Here is a 20,881-nt window from a genome sequence, read left to right on the forward strand (position 1 = left end):
CGTCCGATCGGTCCACGTCGTCGGCCGTGCCGCCGACGCGGGGTTCTTCTCCGTCTCCTCGGCCAACCGGACTGCCGTGTCCGTGAGGCAGTGGACCACTGCCGACGCGGTGGACCAATGCCGGCAGTGAGGACCCGTACATGGGACCCGTACATGATCTGAGGACAGCCGTCGCGCCCGGCCGGTGAGGGGCTGGGCGTCCGGCACCCCCTGTTCCCGGACCGCCGTCGCCGCGGAAAGGCGCGCTGTCCACACCCCCGGGCGTACCGTGCCGGGGCGACGTACCCTGGACACCCCCGGCCCGCCGAGCGCGCCGGGCCCTTCGTGTTGTCCACCCCAGGTTCCACAGTTCGGACGGAAAGCCTCTCCATGAGCCTGCACGGTCTGCTCGACGCCGTCGTCAAGGACACCGCCCTCGCGGAAGCGATCGCGGCGGCCGGCGACGGCAACCGTATGCACATCGACCTGGTCGGCCCGCCCGCCGCCCGGCCCTTCTCGATCGCCGCGCTGGCCCGGGACGCGGGCCGGCCCGTGCTCGCCGTCACCGCGACCGGACGGGAGGCGGAGGACCTGGCCGCGGCCCTGCGCTCACTGCTGCCGCCCGAGGGCGTCGTGGAGTACCCGTCCTGGGAGACGCTGCCGCACGAGCGGCTCAGCCCGCGCAGCGACACCGTGGGCCGGCGGCTGGCGGTGCTGCGGCGGCTCGTCCACCCCCGTGCCGACGACCCGGAGACGGGGCCCGTCTCCGTGGTCGTCGCGCCGGTGCGCTCCGTGCTCCAGCCGCAGGTCAAGGGGCTGGGCGATCTGGAGCCCGTGGCGCTCCGGAGCGGGCAGAGCGCCGACCTGGGGGAGGTCGTCGGCGCCCTCGCCGCCGCCGCGTACGCGCGCGTGGAGCTGGTGGAGAAGCGGGGCGAGTTCGCCGTGCGCGGCGGCATCCTCGACGTGTTCCCGCCCACCGAGGAGCACCCGCTGCGCATCGAGTTCTGGGGCGACGACGTCGAGGAGATCCGCTACTTCAAGGTCGCCGACCAGCGGTCCCTGGAGGTCGCCGAGCACGGGCTGTGGGCGCCGCCCTGCCGGGAGCTGCTGCTGACGGACCAGGTGCGGGAGCGGGCCGCGGCCCTCGCCGAGCGGCACCCCGAGCTGGGCGAGCTGCTCGGGAAGATCGCCGAGGGCATCGCCGTCGAGGGCATGGAGTCCCTCGCGCCGGTCCTCGTCGACGAGATGGAGCTGCTGCTCGACGTACTGCCGCAGGGGCCCGGCGGTGCCATGGCCGTCGTGTGCGACCCGGAGCGGGTGCGGACGCGCGCCGCCGACCTGGTGGCGACGAGCCAGGAGTTCCTCCAGGCGTCCTGGGCGGCGACCGCCCAGGGCGGCGAGGCGCCGATCGACGTGGACGCCGCCTCCCTGTGGTCCCTCGCGGACGTCCGGGACCGGGCCCGCGAGCTGGGCATGATGTGGTGGTCGGTGTCGCCGTTCGCCGCCGACGACGCCCTGGAGGAGGCCGACACCCTCAAGCTCGGCATGCACGCCCCCGAGAGCTACCGCGGCGACACCGCGAAGGCGCTGGCCGACACCAAGGGGTGGCTGGCCGACGGCTGGCGGGTCGCGTACGTGACCGAGGGGCACGGGACGGCCGCCCGTACCGTCGAGGTGCTGGGCGGGGAGGGGATTGCCGCCCGGCTCGACGTCCCCGGCGCGAAGTCGGCCGGGCTGGGCGAGCTGAGCCCGTCCGTCGTGCACGTCGCCTGCGGGTCGATCGACCACGGGTTCGTCGAGCCGGCGCTGAGACTCGCCGTGCTCACCGAGACCGACCTGTCCGGGCAGAAGGCCGCCGGCCGCGAAGGCGCGCGGATGCCCGCCCGGCGCCGCAAGACCATCGACCCGCTCACCCTGGAGGCGGGCGACTACATCGTCCACGAGCAGCACGGCGTCGGCCGGTACATCGAGATGGTGCAGCGCACCGTGCAGGGCGCCACCCGCGAGTACCTGGTGGTGGAGTACGCGCCGGCCAAGCGCGGCCAGCCCGGTGACCGGCTGTACATCCCCACCGACCAGCTGGAGCAGATCACCAAGTACGTCGGCGGCGAGGCCCCCACGCTGCACCGCCTCGGCGGCGCCGACTGGACGAAGACCAAGGCCCGCGCGAAGAAGGCGGTCAAGGAGATCGCCGCCGACCTCATCAAGCTGTACAGCGCGCGGATGGCGGCCCCCGGCCACGCCTTCGGACCCGACACCCCCTGGCAGCGCGAGCTGGAGGACGCCTTCCCCTACGCGGAGACCCCGGACCAGCTCACCACCATCGCCGAGGTCAAGGAGGACATGGAGAAGACGGTCCCGATGGACCGCCTGATCTGCGGCGACGTCGGCTACGGCAAGACGGAGATCGCGGTCCGGGCCGCCTTCAAGGCCGTCCAGGACGGCAAGCAGGTCGCCGTCCTCGTCCCCACGACCCTGCTGGTGCAGCAGCACTTCGGGACGTTCAGCGAGCGGTACGCGCAGTTCCCGGTGAACGTGCGGGCGCTGTCCCGGTTCCAGACCGACACCGAGGCCAGGGCGACCCTGGAGGGGCTGCGCGACGGCTCGGTGGACGTCGTCATCGGCACCCACCGCCTCTTCTCCTCCGAGACCAAGTTCAAGGACCTCGGCCTGGTCATCGTCGACGAGGAGCAGCGCTTCGGCGTCGAGCACAAGGAGCAGCTGAAGAAGCTCCGCGCCAACGTCGACGTGCTGACCATGTCCGCCACCCCCATCCCGCGCACCCTGGAGATGGCGGTCACCGGCATCCGCGAGATGTCCACGATCACCACCCCGCCGGAGGAACGGCACCCGGTGCTGACCTTCGTCGGCCCCTACGAGCAGAAGCAGATCGGCGCCGCCATCCGCCGCGAACTGCTCCGCGAGGGCCAGGTCTTCTACATCCACAACCGCGTCGAGTCCATCGACCGGGCCGCGGCGCGGCTGCGCGAGATCGTCCCCGAGGCGCGGATCGCCACCGCGCACGGCCAGATGTCCGAGCAGGCCCTGGAACAGGTCGTCGTCGACTTCTGGGAAAAGCGGTTCGACGTCCTCGTCTCCACCACGATCGTGGAGTCCGGCATCGACATCTCCAACGCCAACACCCTCATCGTGGAGCGCGGCGACAACTTCGGCCTGAGCCAGCTCCACCAGCTCCGCGGCCGGGTCGGCCGCGGCCGGGAGCGCGGCTACGCGTACTTCCTCTACCCGCCGGAGAAGCCGCTCACCGAGACCGCGCACGAACGGCTCGCCACCATCGCCCAGCACACCGAGATGGGCGCGGGCATGTACGTGGCCATGAAGGACCTGGAGATCCGCGGCGCGGGCAACCTGCTCGGCGGCGAGCAGTCCGGGCACATCGCCGGCGTCGGCTTCGACCTGTACGTCCGGATGGTCGGCGAGGCGGTGGCCGACTACCGGGCCGCGCTGGAGGGCGGCGTGGAGGAGGAACCGCCGCTGGAGGTGAAGATCGAGCTGCCGGTCGACGCGCACGTCCCGCACGACTACGCCCCCGGCGAGCGGCTTCGCCTGGCGGCGTACCGCTCCATCGCCTCCGCCAACAGCGAGGAGGACATCCGGGCGGTACGGGAGGAACTCGTCGACCGCTACGGCAAACTCCCCGAACCGGTGGAGAACCTGCTGCTGGTGGCGGGGCTGCGGATGCTCGCGCGGGCGTGCGCCGTCGGCGAGATCGTGCTCCAGGGCAACAACATCCGGTTCGCGCCCGTCGAGCTGCGCGAGTCCCAGGAGCTGCGGCTCAAGCGCATCTACCCCGGCAGCGTCATCAAGGCCACCGCGCACCAGATCCTCGTACCGCGCCCGAAGACCGCGAAGGTCGGCGGGAAGCCGCTGGTCGGGCGGGAGTTGCTGAGCTGGGTCGGGGAGTTCCTGACGACCGTGCCGGGGTCCTGACCCGGGAGTGAGGCGCGGCCGTCCGCGGTGCCCGGGCACCGCGGACGGCCTTGTCTACGCGGAGCGGTGCGTCACCGCTGGTCCGGCCGGTCGCCGCCCCGCCTGCCCATGCCCCGCCTGCCCATGCCGAGCCTGCCCTCGGCCTGCTGCTGGGCGGTGTCCACCTGCTTCTCGTACTTGCCGCCGGTCCGCCGGTTGACCTGCTTCTCGGCGGCGTCGGACACCTTCCGGGACCGGTCCTTGTCCTTGCCGGCCATGCTCTTGACCTTGTCGAGGATGCCCATGCACAGCTCCTTCCGAGGAGTGACTCCTTTTTCCGACGGTACGCCGGATGCGTCACGTATGCCCCTTAAGGTCGTATTTGGTCTGGACCTCTGCCTCGCTACGGTGATGAGTGATCGACAGCACGGCAAGGGGAGGCACGCGTGAGGCGGCGGCACACCACGAGGGGTACGGGACCGACCGGCAAGAACTGGGCCGTCTGCGCGGCACTGGCGCTGGCCCTGGTCGCCGGGTGCGACAGCGTCCAGGAGGGCGGGACCACGTCCTCCGGCAGCGCCGGCGCGGGCGGCGGCGACGCGTCGGCCGCCCCGGCGGACGGCCGGGCGGTGAGCCCGCTGAGCAACCCGGACGGCACGAAACCCGGCCTGGCGGCGGTCACGGGCGACGACCGTACCGCCGCCCGCGACCTCATCGAGCAGCTGAGGACCAAGGGCCGCGGCCCGAAGACCGGCTACGACCGCGACGAGTTCGGCTACGCCTGGATGGACACGGCCGAGGGAGTGCCGTTCGCCCGCAACGGCTGCGACACCCGCAACGACGTCCTCCAGCGCGACGGGGAGGAGGTGAGGTTCAAGTCTGGCTCCGACTGCGTGGTCGTCTCCATGACCCTGGACGATCCGTACACCGCCCGGACCATCGAGTGGCGCAAGCAGGACGCCGCCGAGGTGCAGATCGACCATGTGGTGCCGCTGTCCTACAGCTGGCAGATGGGTTCCTCGCGCTGGCCGGAGAGCAAGCGGCGGCAACTGGCCAACGACCCCCTCAACCTCCTCCCGGTCGACGGCACCGCCAACTCCGCCAAGGGCGACTCCGGCCCCGCGGCCTGGCTGCCGCCGAGCAAGAGGATCCGCTGCGCGTACGCGGTCCGCTTCGCGCAGGTCGCCGTCAAGTACGAGCTGCCGGTGACGACGGCGGACCGGAGCGCGTTGGCGAGGCAGTGCGGGGGGTGACGCGGAGCCGCGGGAGGTGGGCGGTGCCGGGTGGGGTGACGCGGAGGGCTCACGGCGGACCGGTCAGCCGCCCGGCGCGTCAAGGCCGAGGATCTCTCCGGCGGGCTCGGCGGCCGCGACCGGGACGTCGTGGTCACTGAAGGTGAGGTTGCCGGGATCCGCCGCGGAGCCGCTGACCCGGACGAGTCCGAACGCGCCCTCCGGGAAGCGGGCCGCCTCGGTGCGCAGCGCCTGCGCGGGACGCGCGACGGCCGGACGGACGGCACGGCCGCCCCCGGCGGATGGCCGGCGCCCGGCCCGCCCGTACCGCAACGGTTCGGCATCCCCGGGCCGCGTGTCGGTGCCGGCCGATACGCTCGGGTCCTCGGCGGGACTCCGTACCTCTGGACTACCAGCGGAAGCCCGTACGAACAGCGTGAACGAACCGTCCGTCCGCCATGCCGGCGCCACCGGTCCAGGAGCAGTCATGTACGGCAACAGCGTGGGGCCGCCCTCGCGCAGCGCGGCCACCGTCGTCACCCTGCGGGTGCTGTTCGCCGTCGCCGGCTTCCTCACCTGCGGCCTCCTCGCCTGCGTACCGCTGTTCCGGGTCGCGGTGCTGCGCGGCCGGTGGTACGACTGGGCGGCGGCCTGGCTGAGCATGCCGGTCTCCGCCGGGGGCCTCGCGGTGGTCGGCTCGCTGCCCGAGACCGACCCCCGGACGGACGCCGCCATGGCCGTCCTGCTGCTGCTCGGCGCCGCGTCCACCGCGTACTTCCTGGTGGTCGACGTCCGCGCGCACGCCAAGCCGCGCCCGTTCCCCGGCTACCCGCCGCGACCGGCCCCGCCCTACTACGGCGGCCCCGGCCACCCGACCGGTCACGGCGGGCGGCAGGCCGGCCCCTACGCCCCCACGCCGGTCCCGTACTCGCCCCGGCCCCCGTTCGCCCCGCCGCCCCCGGCGGCGCACACCCCCGTACCCGCCGGGCCCCCGGTGCCCACGCCCCCGCCGCACCGCCCGGCCCCGGCCCGCATCGACCAGGTCCGTGCCGAACTCGACGAACTCAGCGACTACCTGCGCAAGCACGACAGCAGCGGCGGCGGCAGCGGTGACGGCGGCGCCGGCCGGGAGCGCGAGGGCGGACGGTGACCGTGACGACGGGACGGGTCGTCGCCGGCCGCTACGCGCTGGCCACGCTCATCGGGCAGGGCGGCATGGGCCAGGTCTGGACGGCGTACGACCAGCGGCTGGACCGGCGGGTGGCGGTGAAGCTGCTGCGCCCCGACAAGGTGGCCGGCCAGGAGGCCGGCGAACTGCGCCGCCGCTTCGCGCGCGAGTGCCGCGTCACCGCCCAGGTCGACCACCCGGGCCTGGTCACCGTGCACGACGCCGGCAGCGAGGGCGAGGAACTGTTCCTCGTCATGCAGTACGTCGACGGCGCCGACCTCTCCGGCCACCTCGCCGAGCACGGCCCGTACCCATGGCAGTGGGCCGTCGCGGTCGCCGCGCAACTGTGCGCCGTCCTGAGCGCCGTGCACGCCGTGCCGATCATCCACCGCGACCTCAAACCGCGGAACGTGATGGTGAAGCAGGACGGCACCGTCACCGTCCTCGACCTCGGTGTCGCCTCCGTCATGGACAACGACACCACCCGCCTCACCCACACCGGCTCCCCGATCGGCTCGCCCGCCTACATGGCCCCGGAACAGGCGATGGGCGGCGCGGTCGGCCCCTACACCGACCTGTACGCCCTCGGGGTGCTGCTGCACGAACTGCTCAGCGGCGACGTGCCGTTCGCGGGCTCCACCGCCCTCGGCGTGCTCCACCGCCACCTGTACGAGCCGCCGCTGCCGGTGCGCCGGATCCGCCCCGAGATCCCCGAGGCCCTCGAAACGCTGGTCCTGCGCCTGCTCGCCAAGGACCCCCAGCACCGCCCGGCCTCCGCCCAGGAGGTCTACGAGCACCTCGCGCCGCTCCTCCCGGCCCGCGGCACGCCCACCGGGGCGCCCCTCGACCCCACCCGCCCCTTCCTGCGCCCGCACGCCCCCTGGCCCGACCGTGCCCGCACCCCCGCGCCCCAGCCCGCCCCCGTCGCGCCGGTCGAGGAGAAGCCGGACGTCGCGCGGGCCGTCGACGAGGTCAAGCGGCTGCTCGGGGAGGGCCGCATCACGCAGGCCGTCGACCTCCTCGGCGCCATCCTGCCCGCCGCGGCCCAGCAGCACGGCGAGCACTCCCCGGTCGTCCGCACCCTGCGCAAGCAGTACGCGGCCACCCTCCTGGACGACGGCCAGTACCGGCGTGCCCTGCCCGAACTGCGCCGCCTCGCCGACGAACGCGCCGCCGAGGCCGGCCAGGCCGACCCGCGGTCCCTGCGCTTCCGCTTCGAGGCCGCCCAGTGCCTGGAACAGCTCGGCGAACCGGCCGCCGCCCTCGCCGAGTACCGGGCGCTGCTGCCGTTCTACGAGAACCGGTACGTCGCCGCCGACGATCCCGACCTCGTCCTGGACCTGCGCCGCCGCATCGGCCTGCTGCTCCTCGCCCTCGGCGACCGTGCCGGCGCCCACGCCACGCTGGTCCGCCTCCTCCACGACGTCGAGCACACCCGCGGCCCCGGCCACCCCCTCGCCGGGGACCTGCGCCGCACCCTGCACTGGCTGGGCCGCATGGGCGGCTGAACGTTCCCGCCCCGCACCCCGTCCTCGTCCTGCACCGGCCCGGAGCAGGCCATCACGGTCCGGTGGGACGGCCGGGAACTCCTCCTGCTCACGGCCGTCGCCCCCCAGGACGGGGCGCGCGGTGTCCCGGCGCCCGGTCCGCCGCCCGGATGTGCCGGTGCCGTAAGTCCCGGTGAATCGTTGGTCGAATGGGTTGGCCGGAGGCCGCCCGCTGCCTACCATCGATCACCGCAAGACTTTGTGCACCGTCGCACAATCTCCAACGGGAGGTAACCCTTGCACCGCCGCCGCACCGCGCTCGTCCTCACCGCCGCGATCGCCGCCGCGGCCCCCCTCCTCACCGCCTGCGGCAACGACGCGCACCCCGGCGCGGCGGCCGTCGTCGACGGCCGGCGGATCACCGTCGCGCAGCTGGAGGACCGGGTCGACGAGGTCCGTGCCGCCCAGCGCGCCGCCGTCCCCGACGAGCAGCAGTACGAGCAGGCCATCGCCAGGACCGGCGGCCTCACCCGCGACACCCTCCAGAGCATGGTCCTCGACCGGGTCCTGCACCGCGCCGCCCAGGACGCGGGCGTCACCGTCACCCGCAAGGAGATCCAGCGGATGCGTGCCGCGCTGGAGCAGCAGGCCGGCGGCGCCGAGGGCCTGGAGACGGTCTGGCTCCAGCAGTACGGCATCGCCCCGCAGCGGGTCGACGACAACCTCCGCCTCCAGCTGGAGGCCCAGAAGCTCGCCGAGCACCTCGGCACCGACACCGGGCAGCCCGCTTTCTGGAAGGCCCTGTCGAAGACCTCCGAAGAGCTGGACATCGACCTGAACCCGCGCTACGGCACCTGGGACGTCGAGAAGAGCAGCCGCGCCGACGCGAAGACCCCCTGGGTCCGGGAGGTCACGGGGGCCGCTGGAGCACCGCTGACCGCGTGACGGCGGGTGGGTTACGTTTCGGAGGTGAACGCCACCTCCGCCGAAACCGCCCCCACCCCCGCCCCCGGCCGCGTCGTCCTGCTCACCACCAGCCACCGCGTCGCCCCCGGCCTGCTCTCCTGGCCGGCCTGGCAGGCGCTGCGCGCCGCCGACCGCGTGCTGTGCGCGGACGGCGCCCATCCGCAGCTGCCGTATCTGCGGGAGGCCGGCGTACGGGTCGACGAGGCGGCCCCGACCGCCGAGGAACTGGTCGGCGCCTGCGCGGGCGGACACACGGTGGTCGTCGTGGCGACCGGCGAGGGCGAGCCGGCCCTCACCGACGGACTGGCCCGGCTGGCCGGCTCCGGCCGCGTCACCATGCCCGAGCTGGAGCTGCTGCCCGCCTCCTACGACCTGCCCGGCGCCCGCCTGCTCGACCTCGTCCAGGTCATGGACCGCATCCGCGTCGAGTGCCCCTGGTCGTCGCGGCGGACCCACGAGGGCCTGGCCAAGTACGCCATCGAGGAGGCGTACGAACTGGTCGAGGCCATCGAGGACGGCGACCGCGACGAACTGCGCGAGGAACTCGGCGACGTCCTCCTCCAGGTCGTCTTCCACGCCCGGATCGCCGAGGAGGACCCCGAGGCCCCGTTCTCCGTCGACGACGTGGCCGGCACGATCGTCGCCAAGCTGATCCACCGCCACCCGCACGTCTTCGGCGACGCGACCGCCACCACCCCGGAGGAGGTCCGCGCGCACTGGCTGCGCACCAAGCAGGCCGAGAAGCAGCGCACCTCCGTCACCGAGGGCGTCCCGCTCGGCCAGCCCGGCCTGGCCCTCGCCGCCAAGCTGGCCTCGCGGGTGCGCACGGCCGGCCTGGACGTGCCGCTGCCGCGCGGCGAGGGCCTCGGCTACGAGCTGCTGGCGCTGGCCGTGCGCGCCGAGGCGGACGGCGTCGACCCGGAGGCCGCCCTGCGCGCGGCGGCCCGCGCCTACCGGGACGCGATCCGGGAAGCGGAGACCCGGACGCGGCCGGGGGAACGGACGGGGGAATAGGGAGAGGGACGCGGACGGGGGAGCAGGGAGAGGGACGGATACGGTCGACGCGTGACCGAGCACGCCCACACCCCCAGCACCGCCCCCGCCGCCTCCGCGACCACCCCCGGACCCGCCCCCGAGCTGTTCACCTGGGAATTCGCGAGCGACCCCTACCCCGCCTACGCCTGGCTGCGCGAGCACGCCCCCGTGCACCGCACCCGGCTGCCCAGCGGGGTGGAGGCCTGGCTGGTCACCCGGTACGCCGACGCCAGGCAGGCGCTCGCCGACCCCCGGCTGTCCAAGAACCCGGCGCACCACGCCGAACCGGCCCACGCCAAGGGCAAGACCGGCATCCCGGGCGAGCGCAAGGCCGAGCTGATGACGCATCTGCTCAACATCGACCCGCCGGACCACACCCGGCTGCGGCGGCTGGTCAGCAAGGCGTTCACCCCGCGCCGGGTGGCCGAGTTCGCGCCCCGGGTGCAGGAACTGGCGGACGGCCTCATCGACGGGTTCGCCGGCACGGGAAGCGCCGACCTCATCCACGAGTTCGCCTTCCCGCTCCCCATCTACGCCATCTGCGACCTGCTCGGCGTCCCCCGCGAGGACCAGGACGACTTCCGGGACTGGGCGGGCATGATGATCCGGCACGGCGGAGGCCCCCGGGGCGGGGTCGCCCGGTCGGTGAAGAAGATGCGCGGCTACCTCGCGGACCTCATCCACCGCAAGCGCGCCGACCCGGGCGACGACCTGATCTCGGGCCTGATCCGCGCCTCCGACCACGGCGAGCACCTCACCGAGAACGAGGCCGCCGCGATGGCCTTCATCCTCCTCTTCGCCGGTTTCGAGACCACGGTCAACCTGATCGGCAACGGCACCTACGCCCTGCTGACCCACCCCGGCCAGCGGACCCGTCTCCAGGACTCCCTCGCCGCGGGGGAGAGGGGCCTCCTGGAGACGGGCGTGGAGGAACTCCTCCGCTACGACGGCCCGGTCGAGCTGGCCACCTGGCGGTACGCCACGCGGCCCCTCACCCTCGGCGGACAGGACATCGCCCCCGGCGAGCCGGTCCTGGTCGTCCTCGCCGCCGCCGACCGGGACCCGGCCCGCTTCACCGACCCGGACACCCTCGACCTGTCCCGCCGCGACAGCCAGCACCTCGGCTACGGCCACGGCATCCACTACTGCCTCGGCGCCCCGCTCGCCCGCCTGGAGGGCCAGACCGCGCTCGCCACGCTGCTGACCCGCCTGCCCGACCTGAGTCTGGCCGCCGACCCGGCCGAACTGCGCTGGCGCGGCGGCCTCATCATGCGCGGCCTGCGCACCCTGCCCGTCTCCTTCACCCCCGTCCCCTGAAGGAGCCGTCACACCCGCAAAGGTGACACGCACTCAGGTCCGTGATCTCCATGTGATCTGCACGGCATGAACTTGTGATGAGTGATCGTATGCCTATACGTTCACGGATCAGCGCGGCGCCGAGTCAGACCGCCGCGCGGGCCCTGCTGTCTCGTGAAAGGTCTCCGCATGCTCTCCGGGAACGGCCGACACCGTCGCCCCCGCCAGGCCCCGGCCCTGGTCGTCGCTGCCGGAGTCACCGGCTCCGCCATCGCGATCCCGCTCCTCGGAGCCACCGGCGCCCACGCGGCCGACGGCACGACCTGGGACCGTGTCGCCGAGTGCGAGACCGGCGGCGCCTGGAGCCAGAACAGCGGCAACGGGTACTACGGCGGTTTGCAGTTGACGCAGGACGACTGGGAGGCGTACGGCGGCCTCGCCTACGCCTCCAGTGCCGACCAGGCCAGCCGCGCCCAGCAGATCCGGGTCGCCGAGAAGGTCCTGGCCGCGAAGGGCGTCAGCACCTGGCCGACCTGCGGGCTGCTCTCCGGCCTCGACGGCGGCTCCCCGGACGCCGGCGCGTCGGACGACGCGTCCGGGACGACGGCGGAGTCGGGCGCGGGGTCGACGGCGAAGCCGGACTCGGAGTCGAAGCCGGATGATTCATCCGCTTCCTCCGGTTCATCCGATTCCTCCGCCCCGTCGGAGGAGTCCGCCGGTGCGAAGGCGTCGAAGGGCTCGCCGTCGCCCACCCCCTCCGGCGGGGCGACGGATGACACCTCGTCGGACGACAGTGATGAAACGCCGAAGTCCGACACTTCCTCCGATTCCCCCTCTTCGCCCGCTTCGGGCGCCGCTTCCGGCGACCCCGGCGACGCGGCCACCACCGAGCGGGACGGCTCCGGCAACGTCGAGCCCCGCCCCGCGACTTCGCATCTGACGGAGACCGTCGGGCCGGACGCCTCCGGCGCCGGACGGCACCGCCGCACGGCCGCCGACGGCGAGGCCGCGGACGGCCGCTCGGCGGCGTCCTCCGGGCGGCATGCCTCGCGCGGCGAGGGCGACACCCGCGACGCGGCGGACGGGACGTACACCGTGCGGACCGGCGACAGTCTCTGGGCCATCGCCGACTCGCTGGAGCTGGACGGGGGATGGCACTCCCTCTATGCCGGGAACAAGGCCACCGTCGGCGCCGACCCCGACCACATCCTGCCCGGTCAGAAGCTTGCGGTTGCGGTCGAACCGGTTGAAAAGTAGCGGCAGTTCGCGTCATGCTTCGCGCTGAATGTCCGTAATAAACATCGTGAGAGATAGGTCTCAGAAGTACTGATCGTCTTTGAAAATCCCCCGCGAGCCTGGCTACGGTCAAGACCGCTCGCCATCGCGGGCCCCGGCCGCCGCAACGCCGAATCCTGCCAGCGGCAGTCCGGGAACAGTCGTCGCGTCAAGCGCCGCAGGCAGGAGCGGGGGACCCAAGGTAGGCGCCGCACCGGGCAGTTGAGCCGGGGCGGCTAGGGGTGAAGCCGGCTCCCGTGAGGGACCCGGCCGGGCAACTCAACCGGCCCGAACCCGACAGCTCACCTCGCAGGCGTCGGTGAGGGGATCAACCATGCTGTTTTCCAGCAAGGGCAAGCACCGTCGTCCGTTCAAGGCCACCCGGGCCATCGCCATCGCCGGCGTGACCGGCGCCGCCGTCGCCGCCCCGCTGATGGCGGCCGGCAACGCCTCCGCCGCCACCACCTCCGAGTGGGACACCGTCGCCCAGTGCGAGTCCGGCGGCAACTGGTCCATCAACACCGGCAACGGCTACTACGGCGGTCTGCAGTTCTCCGCCTCCACCTGGGCCGCGTACGGCGGCACGCAGTACGCCTCCACCGCCGACCAGGCCAGCAAGGACCAGCAGATCCAGGTCGCCGAGAAGGTCCTGGCGGCCCAGGGCAAGGGTGCCTGGCCGAACTGCGGCACGGGCCTGTCGGGTGCCTCGTACAGCGGCTCCGGCTCCTCCTCCTCGGGCTCCTCGGGCAGCTCCTCGCAGAGCGGCCAGGAGCAGAGCACCCAGGAGCAGAGCACCGGCTCCACCGGGAGCCGCACGGCCGAGGAGCAGCCCGCCAGCCGTTCGCAGGAGCGCCCGGCGGCCGAGTCCACGCAGAAGTCCGGCAAGACCGTCACCACCCCGACCGGCGAGAAGGTCGAGAAGGGCGACGGCGAGTACAAGGTGGTCAAGGGCGACACCCTCAGCTCGATCGCCGCGGCGCACGACGTCAAGGGCGGCTGGTCGAAGCTGTTCGACCTGAACGACGACATCATCGACGAGGCCGACCTCATCTACCCGGGCCAGCAGCTGCACCTCAGCTGAGCCCGCACGGCTCCCCGCCCCGGCGCGTGTTCCCCCGTACGCGCCGGGGCGGGGTCATGTCCAGGTCCGGCCGCCCGAAAGCGGGGGCTTCTTTTGTTCCGTTCAGAAACAATTTACTCTCGGTTCCGTACAACGGGTGGGTGACCGGCTGGCCGATCGCCCGGAGCCGGTTAGGCTCGGACCCGCAGAGCCGCCGCGTGCCGCGCACCCGCGTCACACCGAAGCGTCACATTGAAGAAGGAGATGCTCGTGCCGTCCATCGACGTCGTCGTAGCCCGGGAAATCCTGGACTCCCGAGGCAACCCCACGGTCGAGGTCGAGGTCGGCCTCGACGACGGCAGCACGGGTCGTGCCGCCGTCCCGTCCGGCGCCTCCACCGGCGCCTTCGAGGCCATCGAGCTGCGCGACGGAGACGCCAACCGCTACCTCGGCAAGGGTGTCGAGAAGGCCGTCCTCGCCGTCATCGAGCAGATCGGCCCGGAGCTGGTCGGCTACGACGCCACCGAGCAGCGCCTGATCGACCAGGCCATGTTCGACCTGGACGCCACCGACAACAAGGGCTCGCTCGGCGCCAACGCCATCCTCGGCGTCTCCCTGGCCGTCGCGCACGCCGCCTCCGAGGCCAGCGACCTGCCGCTCTTCCGCTACCTGGGCGGTCCGAACGCGCACCTGCTGCCGGTGCCGATGATGAACATCCTGAACGGCGGCTCGCACGCCGACTCCAACGTGGACATCCAGGAGTTCATGATCGCCCCGATCGGCGCGGAGTCCTTCTCCGAGGCCCTGCGCTGGGGCGCCGAGGTCTACCACACGCTGAAGAAGGTCCTGAAGAACAAGGGCCTCTCCACCGGCCTCGGCGACGAGGGCGGCTTCGCCCCGAACCTCGGCTCCAACCGCGAGGCCCTCGACCTCATCCTCGAAGCGATCAAGGAAGCCGGCTACACCCCCGGCGAGCAGATCGCCCTCGCCCTGGACGTCGCCGCCTCCGAGTTCTACAAGGACGGCGTCTACTCCTTCGAGGGCAAGGAGCGCACCGCCGCCGAGATGACGGACTACTACGCGGAGCTGGTCGACGCCTACCCGCTGGTCTCCATCGAGGACCCGCTGTTCGAGGACGACTGGGAGGGCTGGAAGACCATCACCGAGCGCCTCGGCGACCAGGTCCAGCTCGTCGGTGACGACCTGTTCGTCACCAACCCCGAGCGCCTCGCCCGCGGCATCGAGGAGGGCGCCGCCAACGCGCTGCTCGTCAAGGTCAACCAGATCGGCTCGCTCACCGAGACCCTGGACGCCGTCGAGCTGGCCCAGCGCAACGGCTTCAAGTGCATGATGTCCCACCGCTCCGGCGAGACCGAGGACGTCACCATCGCCGACCTCGCCGTCGCCACCAACTGCGGCCAGATCAAGACCGGCGCCCCGGCCCGCTCCGAGCGCGTCGCCAAGTACAACCAGCTGCTGCGCATCGAGGAGATCCTCGACGACGCCGCGGTGTACGCCGGCCGTTCGGCGTTCCCCCGCTTCAAGGGCTGACCGCCCGCCGGTAGGCAGCGTCGTACGTACGTCCCCGTACCCGGTCCCGTACCGTGTGCGGGGACGTACGCGCGTGCACGGGAGGCGGAAGACGGATGGCCGTGAAGGACCGGGACCGTTTCTCCACCACGACCAGGATCAGGGCGCTGGGGGAGCAGACGGCGGCCCGGGTCTACCGTTCGCAGACCAAGCGGCAGGCCCGCCGCTCCCGGCTGACCGGCCGGGCGGCCCTGCTCGTGATGGTGCTCTGCTCCCTCGTCGTGGTGCTCGCCTACCCGATACGGCAGTACGTCGCCCAGCGCGCCGAGATCGCCGACCTCCAGCGGGAGAAGCAGCAGGCCCGGCAGCGCGTCGAGCACCTGCGCGACCTCAAGGCCCGCTGGCAGGACGACGCCTACGCCGAGCAGCAGATCCGGCAGCGGCTGCACTACGTGATGCCGGGGGAGACGGGCTTCATCGTCATCGACCCGGGCACGGCGCGGCAGTCCCGGGCCGGCGCCGGAGCGGCCGGCCGCCCCTGGTACCGGACCGTCTTCGACGGGGTCGACAAGGCCGACGCCGGCACCAGTCATCAGTAGGACTTACAGGAAGACCGACAGAAGCCAGTCATGCACACGCCCCCGCCGCCCACCCCGCGCACCGAACCCACCGACGCGGACGTCGAGGCGTTCCGGCAGCAGTTGGGCCGTCCGCCGCGCGGACTGCGCGCCATCGCGCACCGGTGCCCCTGCGGGCAGCCCGACGTCGTGGAGACCGCGCCCCGGCTGCCCGACGGCACGCCGTTCCCGACGCTGTACTACCTGACGTGCCCGCGGGCCGCCTCCGCCATCGGCACCCTGGAGGCGAACGGGGTGATGAAGGAGATGACCGAGCGGCTGGCCGCCGACCCGGAACTGGCCGCCGCCTACCGCGCCGCGCACGAGGACTACATCCGGCGCCGCGACGAGATCGAGGAGCTGACCGGATTCCCGAGCGCCGGCGGCATGCCGGACCGGGTCAAGTGCCTGCACGTCCTGGTCGCCCACTCGCTGGCCGCCGGGCCGGGCGTGAACCCGCTGGGCGACGAGGCCATCGGGATGCTGCCCGAGTGGTGGCGCAAGGGCCCGTGCGTGACCCCGCCCGCCGAGGAGGACGAGAAGTGACCCGAGTCGCCGCCGTCGACTGCGGTACCAACTCCATCCGGCTGCTGGTCGCGGACGCCGACCCGGCGACCGGCGAGCTGACCGACCTGGACCGCCGGATGACCATCGTCCGGCTCGGCCAGGGCGTCGACCGCACCGGACGCCTCGCCCCCGAGGCGCTGGAGCGGACCTTCGCCGCCTGCCGCGAGTACGCCGGGATCATCAAGCGGCACGGCGCCGAACGGGTCCGGTTCGTCGCGACCTCCGCCTCCCGGGACGCCGAGAACCGCGCCGACTTCGTGCGCGGGGTCCTCGACATCCTCGGCGTCGAACCCGAGGTGATCACCGGCGACCAGGAGGCCGCGCTCTCCTTCACCGGCGCCACCAGGGAACTGACCGGCCGCGCCGACCTCCACCGCCCCTTCCTGGTCGTGGACATCGGCGGCGGCTCGACCGAGTTCGTCGTCGGCGACGACCGGGTCCGCGCCGCCCGCTCCGTCGACGTCGGCTGCGTCCGGATGACCGAGCGGCACCTGGTGGTGGACGGCGCCGTCACCGACCCGCCCACCGAGGAGCAGATCGCGGCGATGCGGGACGACATCGAGGCGGCCCTGGACCTCGCCGGGGAGACGGTCCCGCTGGGGGAGGCGCGCACCCTGGTCGGCCTGGCCGGCACGGTGACGACGATCTCCGCGATCGCCCAGGGCCTCCCGGAGTACGACTCCGAGGCGATCCACCACTCCCGCGTCACCCGCGCCCAGGTGGACGAGATCACCGCCCGCCTCCTGCACTCCACCCACGCCGAACGCGCCGCGATTCCCGCCATGCACCCGGGCCGCGTCGACGTGATCGGCGCCGGCGCGCTCGTCCTGCGCACGATCATGGAACGCACCGGCGCCGCGGAGGTCGTCGTCAGCGAGCACGACATCCTGGACGGCATCGCTCACAGCTGCGCCGCCGGGGCGCGCTGAGCGGCACTGCCAGGCGATGCCGGCACCGGGCGGGGCGTCACAGGCCGCGGCAGACGTCCCGCCGGTCGCCCACCTCGGCCACGGGGACGACCGGTTCACCGTCGTTGATCCGGTAGGCGACTCTGGAGCTTCCGACCCGGAGCCGGTAGCGGCCCGACGGGCCGGTGAGCTTCTCGACGTCGGCGTCCTGGCGGTGCGGGTCGTCACCGAGTGCGGTCGACGCGGTCAGGCTGCGCATGGCGTCGGGTCGGCTGATCGTCCGAAGCCGACGCCGTGCCGCCGCGGTGAACCGGAAGGCGTACTTCACGCCGCCTCGCCGCCCAGCTCGGTGAACAGTTCCGCCAGCGTCACGGTGGTGCCGCCCTCCGCCAGAACGGCTTCGGCCTCGCGCGCCGACATCACGTCGCCGGCTTCCTCCAACGCCTCGAAGTCCGAGAACGGGACCACGGCTGCCACTGATGCGCCGTCGCGCGTGATGACGGTCGGGACACCTTCCTCGGCCCGGTTGCTGTGATCGGCGAGGTGCGCGCGGGCTTCCCGTACGGTCACGGTGTTCCCGGTCGTGCCATCGGTGTACGCGGCGGGGTGTACACGGCGCATCGTGGAGGGAAGCGCGTTCGTGCGCGATCCTCGACGGCATCGTCCGGTCGGTGGCCTGACCGTCGCGGCCCCGGTCAGGGCGGTGGCGGTCCCGTCTCCGACACGGTGAGCGCGATCAGCGCCAGGTCGTCCGCGAGGACGCCGCCGGCGTGCCGGTGGACCAGGCGGGCCTGCCGTTCCACCACGGTCGGCGGGCCCGCGCGCCAGCTGTCGCGCAGGCCCGGCTCGGGGGAGTAGAAGACGCCGTGCGCGTCGCGGGCCTCCAGCAGGCCGTCCGTGCAGAGCAGCAGGAGGTCGCCGGGGGCGAAGGGGCGGCACTCGTGGCCCCAGGGTCCCGGGTCCAGGTCGCCGAGGCCCAGCGGGAGGCCCGGATCGGCCGGCTCCCAGCGGTGGACGCCCTCCTCGGAGGCGAGGAACGCGGGGCAGTGGCCGCGGCTCAGCAGCCGCACCTCGCCGCCGCCCGGGGGCAGTTCGACCACGGTGGCGGTGATGAACTGCTCGCCCGGCGTCGCGTCCGCGCCCCGTACGAGGGCCGCCTCCCGGATGTGCCGGGCCACCGCCTCGTCGAGGTGGCGGGCGAGCAGCGGCAGCGTCGACGTGTGGTGCGCGGCCTCCCGGAAGCACCCCACCAGCGCCGCCACAGCCGGGATCGCGTCCGGCCCCTTGCCGCGTACGTCGCCGATGAGGAGCCGCACCCCGTACGGGGTCTGCTCGGCCGCGTAGAGGTCGCCGCCCACCGCCGCGGCGTGTGCGGCCGCCTCGTAGCGCACGGCGATCCAGGTGCGGCCGAACCAGGCGCGCACCGGCGGCAGCACGGCCCGCTGGGCGTACTCCGCGGCCTGCCAGGTGTCCCGCAGCCGCCGGTCCAGCAGGAGCCGCAGCCGGCACAGCGGCACGGTCGCCCAGACCAGGACGAGCAGGGCGCAGAAGTCGACCACCGCGTGGTCGCCGTCGGAGGCGAGGTGGCGGGCGAAGAGGAAGAGCAGGCCCACGGCGGTGTTGAGGAGCGCGAGCAGGACCGTCCGGCGCAGCGGGTGCACACAGGCGGCCGTCATGGAGCTGAGGATCAGCAGCCCGTCCCCGCTCAGCCCGCCGGGGGTGGGCAGGTCCACCGCGCAGGCCAGCGCGGTCAGCGCCACGGGCAGCCACCACACCCAGGCCGGGGCGGTCACGGGCTGCGGGGGTGGGGTGTGGGGCAGCAGCCCCGTCGTACGGCGGTGCGGGCTCATGGGGCAAACGTAATGAAAGGGACGAAGTGGCAGGGGGATAACGGCTCCGCGCGGACCACGCCGGAGTGCGCCGCAGCCTCCGTATGAGCAGGTCGGGGAACGTCTGAGCGGTCTTCAGGACTTTCGCGGACGACCTGTGCGGGCTCCTCGCCGGAAAGTTCGTGAAGTTCTTCACAAGAGATTGGGCCGTGATGGGCGACGAACGGCCTTCCGTTGACCCTTCCGGGGCCGTGACAGCCCTTTGAACATGTTCAGAAGTGTGGTACGGAAAAGGTCGCGGAAGGCGTCGGGGAGGGGGGTCCGGAGGGCTCCGGGGTATCGGAGCGGCAGCTCAAGCGGCATTGACAACGCGATCTACGGCGCGGCGGTTCCCGTCGTGGACCATGACCTGCGTCACGCGGGCGGAGGAGTGTAACACAACCCCTGTCGGAGCTTGTGAAGGGGCGCACGAAGCACCCCCCCGGGGCAGGTGGATACTCGATCCCATGAGCACCACGGAGCGTCCCAGGATCCTCGTAGTAGGCGGTGGGTACGTAGGCCTGTACGCGGCTCGACGCATTCTCAAGAAGATGCGTTACGGCGAGGCGACCGTCACGGTCGTCGACCCCCGGTCGTACATGACCTACCAGCCCTTCCTCCCCGAAACCGCCGCCGGCAACATCTCCCCGCGCCACGTCGTCGTACCCCTGCGACGCGTGCTGCCGAAGGCGGAGGTCCTCACCGGTCGGGTCACCACCATCGACCAGGACCGCAAGGTCGCCACGATCGCCCCGCTGTCGGGCGAGGCGTACGAGCTGCCGTTCGACTACCTGGTCATCGCCATGGGCGCGGTCTCCCGCACCTTCCCGATCCCCGGCCTCGCCGAGCAGGGCATCGGCATGAAGGGCGTGGAGGAGGCCATCGGCCTGCGCAACCACGTCCTGGAGCAGCTGGACAAGGCCGACTCCACCACCGACGAGGAGATCCGCCGCAAGGCGCTCACCTTCGTCTTCATCGGCGGCGGCTTCGCGGGCGCGGAGACCATCGGCGAGGTCGAGGACATGGCCCGGGACGCGGCCAAGGAGTACACCAACGTGTCCCGCGAGGACATGCGGTTCATCCTGGTGGACGCCGCCGACAAGATCCTCCCCGAGGTCGGCCCCAAGCTCGGCCAGTACGGCAAGGAGCACCTGGAGAGCCGCGGCGTGGAGATCTACCTCTCCACCTCCATGGACTCCTGCGTCGACGGCCACGTGGTGCTCAAGAACGGCCTGGAGGTCGACGCCGGCACGATCGTGTGGACCGCGGGCGTCAAGCCCAACCCGGTGCTGTCCCGCTTCGGCCTGCCCCTCGGCCCGCGCGGTCACGTCGACACGGCCGCCACCCTCCAGGTGCAGGGCACCGACTACATCTGGGCCGCGGGCGACAACGCGCAGGTCCCGGACGTCATCGGCCGCAAGAACGGCAACCCGAACGCCTGGTGCCCGCCCAACGCCCAGCACGCGCTGCGCCAGGCCAAGGTCCTCGGCGACAACGTGGTCTCCGGCATGCGGGGCTTCCCGCAGAAGGAGTACAGCCACGCCAACAAGGGCGCGGTCGCGGGTCTCGGCCTGCACAAGGGCGTCGCGATGATCGTTCTGGGCAAGATGAAGATCAAGCTCAAGGGCCGGCTCGCCTGGTACATGCACCGCGCGTACCACGGCATGGCGATGCCGACGTTCAACCGCAAGATCCGCGTCTTCGCGGACTGGACGCTCGGCATGTTCCTCAAGCGTGAGGTCGTCTCGCTCGGCGCCGTCGAGACGCCGCGCGAGGAGTTCTACGAGGCCGCCAAGCCGGCCCCGAAGCCCGCCGCCGTTCCGGCCGCCCCCCAGGCCCAGGAGGCCAAGGCGTCCTGACCCCGCCGGGTCACCGCAGTCCCCGCAGTCGTCGAAGGGGCCGTCCGCCATCCGTGGTGCGGACGGCCCCTTCGGCGTGCTCCGCCCGGGGGAAACAGGCCCGG

General features: G+C 72.8%; 19 protein-coding genes and 1 riboswitch. Of the genes, 14 read left to right on the plus strand and 5 right to left on the minus strand.

What is annotated here, in order from left to right; all coding sequences use genetic code 11:
* Nucleotides 1-369: 369 nt before the first annotated feature.
* Entirely contained in the window at nt 370-3,930 is a 3,561-nt protein-coding gene (mfd, locus tag Sdagh_RS27150; protein ID WP_189414713.1) for a transcription-repair coupling factor, read from the plus strand.
* A gap of 71 nt (nt 3,931-4,001) precedes the next feature.
* Here the strand turns inward: mfd and Sdagh_RS27155 are convergent, their stop codons facing one another.
* Nucleotides 4,002-4,214, minus strand: a complete 213-nt coding sequence (locus Sdagh_RS27155; protein ID WP_189414714.1) for an antitoxin — start codon at nt 4,212-4,214, stop codon at nt 4,002-4,004.
* Nucleotides 4,215-4,355: 141 nt separating this feature from the next.
* On the opposite strand from Sdagh_RS27155, the gene Sdagh_RS27160 reads away from it, so the two are divergent.
* Nucleotides 4,356-5,162 carry an HNH endonuclease family protein gene (locus Sdagh_RS27160; protein ID WP_370594894.1) on the plus strand — a complete coding sequence of 269 codons (807 nt, stop codon included), beginning with the start codon at nt 4,356-4,358 and terminating at the stop codon, nt 5,160-5,162.
* 63 nt (nt 5,163-5,225) lie between these two features.
* Here the strand turns inward: Sdagh_RS27160 and Sdagh_RS27165 are convergent, their stop codons facing one another.
* Nucleotides 5,226-5,474 (minus strand): hypothetical protein, encoded by a 249-nt coding sequence (locus Sdagh_RS27165; RefSeq protein ID WP_189414715.1) that lies wholly within the window; start codon nt 5,472-5,474, stop codon nt 5,226-5,228.
* Nucleotides 5,475-5,628: 154 nt separating this feature from the next.
* On the opposite strand from Sdagh_RS27165, the gene Sdagh_RS27170 reads away from it, so the two are divergent.
* The 11 genes from Sdagh_RS27170 to Sdagh_RS27220 all read left to right on the plus strand — a co-directional run bounded on the left by Sdagh_RS27170 (nt 5,629) and on the right by Sdagh_RS27220 (nt 17,071).
* Nucleotides 5,629-6,291, plus strand: coding sequence for a hypothetical protein (locus tag Sdagh_RS27170; RefSeq protein WP_189414716.1), 663 nt, complete (start codon nt 5,629-5,631; stop codon nt 6,289-6,291).
* Between the two features lie 38 nt (nt 6,292-6,329).
* The gene (locus tag Sdagh_RS27175; protein WP_360018514.1) at nt 6,330-7,817 is read left to right on the plus strand and encodes a serine/threonine-protein kinase; all 1,488 of its coding nucleotides are present in this window, start codon (nt 6,330-6,332) and stop codon (nt 7,815-7,817) included.
* A gap of 276 nt (nt 7,818-8,093) precedes the next feature.
* Entirely contained in the window at nt 8,094-8,741 is a 648-nt protein-coding gene (locus Sdagh_RS27180) for a SurA N-terminal domain-containing protein (protein WP_189414718.1), read from the plus strand.
* Nucleotides 8,742-8,765: 24 nt separating this feature from the next.
* On the plus strand, nt 8,766-9,776 hold the full coding sequence (locus Sdagh_RS27185; RefSeq protein ID WP_190076588.1) for a nucleoside triphosphate pyrophosphohydrolase: 1,011 nt from the start codon (nt 8,766-8,768) through the stop codon (nt 9,774-9,776).
* A gap of 51 nt (nt 9,777-9,827) precedes the next feature.
* The gene (locus Sdagh_RS27190; RefSeq protein WP_372478477.1) at nt 9,828-11,114 is read left to right on the plus strand and encodes a cytochrome P450 family protein; all 1,287 of its coding nucleotides are present in this window, start codon (nt 9,828-9,830) and stop codon (nt 11,112-11,114) included.
* A 168-nt stretch (nt 11,115-11,282) separates the two neighbouring features.
* Nucleotides 11,283-12,350 carry a LysM peptidoglycan-binding domain-containing protein gene (locus Sdagh_RS27195; RefSeq protein WP_190076587.1) on the plus strand — a complete coding sequence of 356 codons (1,068 nt, stop codon included), beginning with the start codon at nt 11,283-11,285 and terminating at the stop codon, nt 12,348-12,350.
* Nucleotides 12,351-12,532: 182 nt separating this feature from the next.
* Nucleotides 12,533-12,699, plus strand: a riboswitch (cyclic di-AMP (ydaO/yuaA leader).
* Nucleotides 12,700-12,702: 3 nt separating this feature from the next.
* Nucleotides 12,703-13,449, plus strand: coding sequence for a LysM peptidoglycan-binding domain-containing protein (locus Sdagh_RS27200; protein ID WP_189414721.1), 747 nt, complete (start codon nt 12,703-12,705; stop codon nt 13,447-13,449).
* Between the two features lie 249 nt (nt 13,450-13,698).
* Entirely contained in the window at nt 13,699-14,979 is a 1,281-nt protein-coding gene (eno, locus tag Sdagh_RS27205; RefSeq protein WP_189414722.1) for a phosphopyruvate hydratase, read from the plus strand.
* Between the two features lie 95 nt (nt 14,980-15,074).
* Complete coding sequence (locus Sdagh_RS27210) at nt 15,075-15,557, plus strand: FtsB family cell division protein (RefSeq protein ID WP_189414723.1); 483 nt, start codon at nt 15,075-15,077, stop codon at nt 15,555-15,557.
* 30 nt (nt 15,558-15,587) lie between these two features.
* Nucleotides 15,588-16,121: a DUF501 domain-containing protein gene (locus Sdagh_RS27215; protein WP_190009175.1), complete on the plus strand. Its 534-nt coding sequence runs from the start codon at nt 15,588-15,590 to the stop codon at nt 16,119-16,121.
* The gene (locus tag Sdagh_RS27220) at nt 16,118-17,071 is read left to right on the plus strand and encodes a Ppx/GppA phosphatase family protein (RefSeq protein ID WP_190076586.1); all 954 of its coding nucleotides are present in this window, start codon (nt 16,118-16,120) and stop codon (nt 17,069-17,071) included. The genes Sdagh_RS27215 and Sdagh_RS27220 overlap by 4 nt, the downstream gene beginning before the upstream one ends.
* 37 nt (nt 17,072-17,108) lie before the next feature.
* Here the strand turns inward: Sdagh_RS27220 and Sdagh_RS27225 are convergent, their stop codons facing one another.
* From Sdagh_RS27225 to Sdagh_RS27235, 3 genes are all read right to left on the minus strand, one after another.
* Nucleotides 17,109-17,378 carry a type II toxin-antitoxin system RelE family toxin gene (locus Sdagh_RS27225; RefSeq protein ID WP_190076585.1) on the minus strand — a complete coding sequence of 90 codons (270 nt, stop codon included), beginning with the start codon at nt 17,376-17,378 and terminating at the stop codon, nt 17,109-17,111.
* Nucleotides 17,375-17,671: a type II toxin-antitoxin system Phd/YefM family antitoxin gene (locus Sdagh_RS27230; protein WP_189414727.1), complete on the minus strand. Its 297-nt coding sequence runs from the start codon at nt 17,669-17,671 to the stop codon at nt 17,375-17,377. The genes Sdagh_RS27225 and Sdagh_RS27230 overlap by 4 nt, the downstream gene beginning before the upstream one ends.
* 74 nt (nt 17,672-17,745) lie before the next feature.
* Nucleotides 17,746-18,900, minus strand: coding sequence for a PP2C family protein-serine/threonine phosphatase (locus Sdagh_RS27235; protein WP_189414728.1), 1,155 nt, complete (start codon nt 18,898-18,900; stop codon nt 17,746-17,748).
* 485 nt (nt 18,901-19,385) lie between these two features.
* Between Sdagh_RS27235 and Sdagh_RS27240 the strand changes: the two genes are divergently transcribed.
* Nucleotides 19,386-20,777: an NAD(P)/FAD-dependent oxidoreductase gene (locus Sdagh_RS27240; RefSeq protein ID WP_189414729.1), complete on the plus strand. Its 1,392-nt coding sequence runs from the start codon at nt 19,386-19,388 to the stop codon at nt 20,775-20,777.
* Nucleotides 20,778-20,881: the final 104 nt, after the last annotated feature.

This window comes from Streptomyces daghestanicus (genome assembly GCF_020521275.1).
Classification (GTDB): Bacteria; Actinomycetota; Actinomycetes; order Streptomycetales; family Streptomycetaceae; genus Streptomyces; species Streptomyces griseoviridis.